The 5212-nt window shown below is 35.7% G+C and carries 5 protein-coding genes; 3 read left to right on the plus strand and 2 right to left on the minus strand.

Translation table 11 applies throughout. The features are described from left to right. Positions 1–693, plus strand: a 693-nt coding sequence (locus VFS71_RS07335) for a dienelactone hydrolase family protein (protein WP_326400278.1), incomplete at its 5' end; no start/stop codon positions are given. Positions 694–711: 18 nt separating this feature from the next. After that, positions 712–1152 (plus strand): SRPBCC domain-containing protein, encoded by a 441-nt coding sequence (locus VFS71_RS07340; RefSeq protein ID WP_326400279.1) that lies wholly within the window; start codon positions 712–714, stop codon positions 1150–1152. A gap of 98 nt (positions 1153–1250) precedes the next feature. On the opposite strand, the gene carB is transcribed toward VFS71_RS07340, so the two are convergent. Beyond that, positions 1251–4106 carry a carbamoyl-phosphate synthase large subunit gene (carB, locus tag VFS71_RS07345; RefSeq protein WP_326400280.1) on the minus strand — a complete coding sequence of 952 codons (2856 nt, stop codon included), beginning with the start codon at positions 4104–4106 and terminating at the stop codon, positions 1251–1253. Positions 4107–4260: 154 nt separating this feature from the next. Then, on the minus strand, positions 4261–4422 hold the full coding sequence (gene rpmH / locus VFS71_RS07350) for a 50S ribosomal protein L34 (protein ID WP_008464848.1): 162 nt from the start codon (positions 4420–4422) through the stop codon (positions 4261–4263). Between the two features lie 165 nt (positions 4423–4587). Here rpmH and VFS71_RS07355 point away from each other — a divergent pair, with 165 nt between their 5' ends. Next, a complete protein-coding gene (locus tag VFS71_RS07355; protein ID WP_326400281.1) occupies positions 4588–5103 on the plus strand; it encodes a DUF2892 domain-containing protein in 516 nt (171 codons plus the stop codon). Positions 5104–5212: the final 109 nt, after the last annotated feature.

A 5212-nucleotide genomic window follows, 5' to 3' on the forward strand; every position in this document is an offset into this window, starting at 1 on the left:
ATAAAATCAGAATATATAACTTATCAATCCCCAAAAGGAGGCGGAGCAATCAAGGGTCTTTTATCACAACCAACACAAACCAAAAAAAAATTACCTGGAATAATTGTCGTTCATGAGAATCGAGGACTCAATCCTTATATCGAAGATGTAGGAAGAAGAGCAGCTGTAGAAGGTTTCATTACTTTGGCTCCGGATGCACTATCTCCACTAGGAGGTTATCCCGGAAATGATGATGCGGGAAGGGAACTTCAAAAGAAACGCACCCGAGAAGAAATGCTCGAAGACTTTATTGCAGCCTACGAATATCTAAAATCACATAAAGACTGCAATGGTTACGTCGGTGTGGTAGGTTTTTGTTTTGGAGGTTGGATTGCCAATATGATGGCGGTCAAAATCCCTACTTTATCCGCGGCAGTTCCATATTACGGAGGACAACCCACAGCGGAAGAAGCCGAAAAAGTAACGACTCCAATTATGCTTCACTATGCCGGTTTAGACAACCGCGTCAATGAAGGATGGCCTGCTTATGAAACCATACTCAAAAAAAACAAAGTAGAACATACCGCTTACTTCTATCCTGGAGTAAACCACGGTTTTCACAACAATACCACTCCTAGATACGATGAAACAGCAGCCACATTATCATGGACCCGAACCATTGATTTTTTTAAGGAGAAACTCAAAAAGAAATAATTACAAAATTTTAATTTTATGCAACTGATAGCCAAAGCAACGATACAAATACAAAAGCCTATTGAAGAAGTCTTTGAAGGAATTATAAATCCCGAAAAAATGACAAACTATTTCATTTCAGAAAGCAACGGACGAATGGAAACTGGAAAAGAATTGATTTGGAAATTTCCGGAATTCTCAGTTGAAGTTCCTGTAAAAAACATCCAGATTGAAATCAATCGTTCGATTTCATATGTTTGGGACAAAGAAACCGTAGTGAAAATTACACTAGAAGAACAACCCGACAAAAGCACGGTAGTAAAAGTAACCGAAGACGGGAAACCATACAATGAAGCCAACTTGAGATGGGCTCTAGGAAACACAGAAGGCTGGGCAAATTTCCTCGCCTGTATGAAAGCCTATCTCGAATACGGAATACAACTTCGGAAAGGAGCATTTGAGTTTATGCGTGAAAATTGAAAACGACAATGACAATTGATTTTAAATCCAGATTCCGCAAATATCCCATAAACAACAAAAAGCCCCAAACGGGGCTTTTTCAATATCTAAACTCGAGCTTATTTACTCAAATACATTTTTCTTCTAGAGTACAATTCGTAGAATTGATCGTCTTTCAAGTCATCAATAAACAAGATGCTTTCTCCTGTTGATTTCATCTCTGGCCCTAATGCTTTGTTCACATTTTGGAACTTACTGAAAGAGAAAACAGGTTGTTTGATAGCATATCCTTTTAATTGCGGATTGAAATCAAAATCAGTTACTTTATTATGCCCTAACATTACTTTGGTAGCATAATTTACATAAGGCTCACCATAAGCTTTTGCAATAAACGGAACTGTTCTCGAAGCTCTAGGATTTGCCTCAATAATATAAACTGTATCGTCTTTTATCGCAAACTGAATATTGATTAAGCCAACTGTTTTTAAAGCTTTGGCAATCTTATGAGTATGATCTTTTATCTGTTGCATTACAAATTCACCCAAGTTGAAAGGTGGCAAAGTAGCATTACTGTCTCCAGAGTGTACTCCACAAGGCTCGATATGCTCCATTATACCAATAATATAAACATTACCATCAGCATCACAAATCGCATCCGCTTCGGCTTCGATTGCTCCCGCCAAATAATGATCTAACAGCAATTTATTTCCTGGAATCGTTTTTAATAAATTGATTACGTGCTCCTCTAATTCTTGCTTGTTGATTACGATTTTCATCCCTTGACCTCCCAATACATAAGAAGGACGAATCAACAATGGAAAGTCCAAAGTATCAGCAAGTGCAGAAGCCTCATCGGCTGTTTCTGCAATTCCAAATTGTGGAAAAGGAATTTTTAATTCACTCAACAAATCAGAGAAACGCCCTCTGTCTTCGGCTAAATCCAAGGCATCAAAACTAGTTCCTAGAATTTTAACTCCGTATTTCGACAATTTTTCAGCCAATTTCAAAGCCGTTTGACCTCCTAATTGAACGATAACACCTTCCGGTTTTTCATGTTGGATAATATCATAAATATGCTCCCAGAATACTGGTTCGAAATACAATTTATCGGCTGTATCAAAATCAGTCGAAACCGTTTCAGGATTACAGTTAATCATTATGGTTTCATAACCACATTCTTTGGCTGCCAAAACTCCGTGTACACAAGAGTAATCAAACTCAATTCCTTGTCCAATTCGGTTTGGCCCAGACCCCAAAACTATTATTTTCTTTTTATCGGTTACAATACTTTCATTGTCAACATAACGTTCTCCGTTTGCTTTCTCGATTTCTGCCTCAAAAGTAGAGTAGTAATAAGGAGTTTTTGCTTTAAACTCAGCTGCACAAGTATCAACCAGTTTAAACACACGGTTAATATCCATTGTCATACGCAAAGCATGAACTTCGCTCTCCAGACAATTCATCATGTGAGCAATTTGTCTGTCGGCAAATCCTTTTTGTTTTGCTTCAAGCAAAAGTTCTTTTGGTAAATTAGAAATCTTATAGTTTGAAATTTCTTTTTCTAAAGTATAAAGCTCTTCGTATTGCTTCAAGAACCACATATCAATTTTTGTAATTTCATGAATACGGCTCAATGGAATTCCCATTGCAATAGCATCGTAAATCACAAAAACACGATCCCAACTTGCAAAAGTCAGTTTCTCAATAATTTGTTCATAGTTCGTATATCCTTTTCCGTCAGCACCCAAACCATTTCTTTTGATTTCCAATGATTGCGTAGCTTTGTGTAATGCTTCTTGGAACGAACGTCCAATTCCCATTACCTCTCCTACGGATTTCATTTGAAGTCCCAAAGTTCTGTCTGCTCCTTCAAATTTATCAAAGTTCCAACGTGGTATTTTTACAATCACATAATCCAAAGTTGGTTCAAAAAGAGCCGAAGTAGATTTTGTAATTTGATTTTGCAATTCATCTAAGTTATATCCTAAAGCCAATTTAGACGCAATTTTTGCAATTGGGTAACCTGTCGCTTTTGATGCCAAAGCTGATGAACGAGACACACGAGGATTGATTTCAATCGCAACAATATCTTCTTTTTCATCTGGCGAAACAGCAAACTGTACGTTACAACCTCCTGCAAAGTTTCCAATGCTACGCATCATCAAGATAGCATAATCACGTAATTTCTGGAATGTTGTATCCGATAATGTCATTGCTGGCGCTACGGTAATCGAATCTCCAGTATGAATTCCCATTGGATCCATATTTTCGATAGAACAGATAATTACAACATTGTCGTTTTTATCTCTCAACAACTCCAATTCATATTCTTTCCAACCTAACAAAGCTTTGTCAATCAAAACTTCGTGAATTGGTGACATTTCTAATCCGTAAGTTAGTTTTTCGTCAAACTCTTCTTTACTGTGCACAAAAGCCGCCCCAGTTCCTCCTAATGTAAATGAAGGACGAATTACTAATGGGAATCCAAATTCCTGAGCAATTTCTTTTCCTTCCAAGAAAGAGGTGGCCGTTTTTGCCGGTGCAGTAGGAACGTTTATTTTTTCTAAAAGTTGTTTAAACTGCTCTCTATCTTCAGTAATATTAATGGCATTAACATCAACACCTATTAATCGTACTCCGAAATCTTGCCAAATTCCTTTTTCGTCTGCTTCCAAACATAAATTCAAAGCTGTTTGTCCTCCCATAGTTGGAAGTACCGCATCAATTTGCGGGTGTGCTTTAAGGATCTCAATAATAGACTTTGTCGTTAACGGTTTCAAATAAACATGATCCGCCATAGATGGGTCGGTCATAATTGTCGCAGGATTGGAATTGATTAAAATTACTTCAATCCCTTCTTCACGAATGGAACGGGCTGACTGTGAACCTGCATAATCAAATTCGCATGCTTGACCAATAACTATCGGACCTGAACCTATTATTAAAACTGATTTTATAGATGTATCTTTTGGCATTTTATTATGTATTGTAGTTGATGTTTTTTATCACTTAAAATTTGAAATTTGTTAGAAAAAAACCTTGTTTCAAACTTAAAAATAGCAGTACCGCTTGGGTATAAAAAAAGGCGATACTAAAAAAAGTAACGCCTTATAGATGTTTATACAAACATTATTTTTTGTGTCTTGGTTCGCTAGAAACAGTCAACTTATGTCTTCCTTTAGCTCTTCTACGCGCTAGAACTTTTCTTCCATTAGCAGAAGCCATTCTATCCATAAATCCGTGTTTATTTCTTCTTTTTCTTTTCGATGGTTGAAACGTTCTTTTGCTCATTGCTTTGTATATTTAAAATCTTAATTAAGTGTCTATTTATTTTTGAATAACCATTATTCTAAAACCGAGTGCAAATATACAAAGACTTTTTTTTCTGGCAAGTAGTTTTTAAAAAATATTTTTAAATCCTTTTACTATCTTTGTAACCATAAATCTTTATACATTATGTTTCATAAAAATATCAAACTTATTCTCGCTGGACTTATTATAATCACTAGCATTTGGCAATTTACAGAAAGCAATATTGGAAACGGAATTTTCCTCATTTTATTGTCTGGAATTCCATTTTTTTTATATTTCAAAAACGAACTTATTCTACTTGCCTTTTTAAAACTAAGAAAACAAGACTTCGAAGGAGCCAAAAAATGGTTAGCATACATCAAAAATCCCGAAACTGCTTTAGTCAGAAAACAACAAGGGTATTTCAATTACCTACATGGAATTATGCTTTCGCAAACAAATATCAATCAAGCTGAAAAATATTTCAAAAAAGCAATCGAACTCGGTCTATCAATGGACATGGACTTAGCAGTTGCCAAATTAAACTTAGCAGGTGTTGCAATGACCCGCAGAAGAAAACTTGAGGCTACTACTTTATTAAACGAAGCTAAAAAGCTAGACAAGCAAAACATGCTCAAGGATCAGATCACGATGATGAAAGAGCAAATGAAAAAAATATAAATATCTAGTTTAAATCACTCATAACTATCACATTACAAAAAGTCATCTTAGTTTTAGGATGACTTTTTATACATTATAAGTATTATATCGGATTAATCTGTTATTCAAC

The organism is Flavobacterium sp., assembly GCF_035760125.1.
GTDB lineage: Bacteria > Bacteroidota > Bacteroidia > Flavobacteriales > Flavobacteriaceae > Flavobacterium.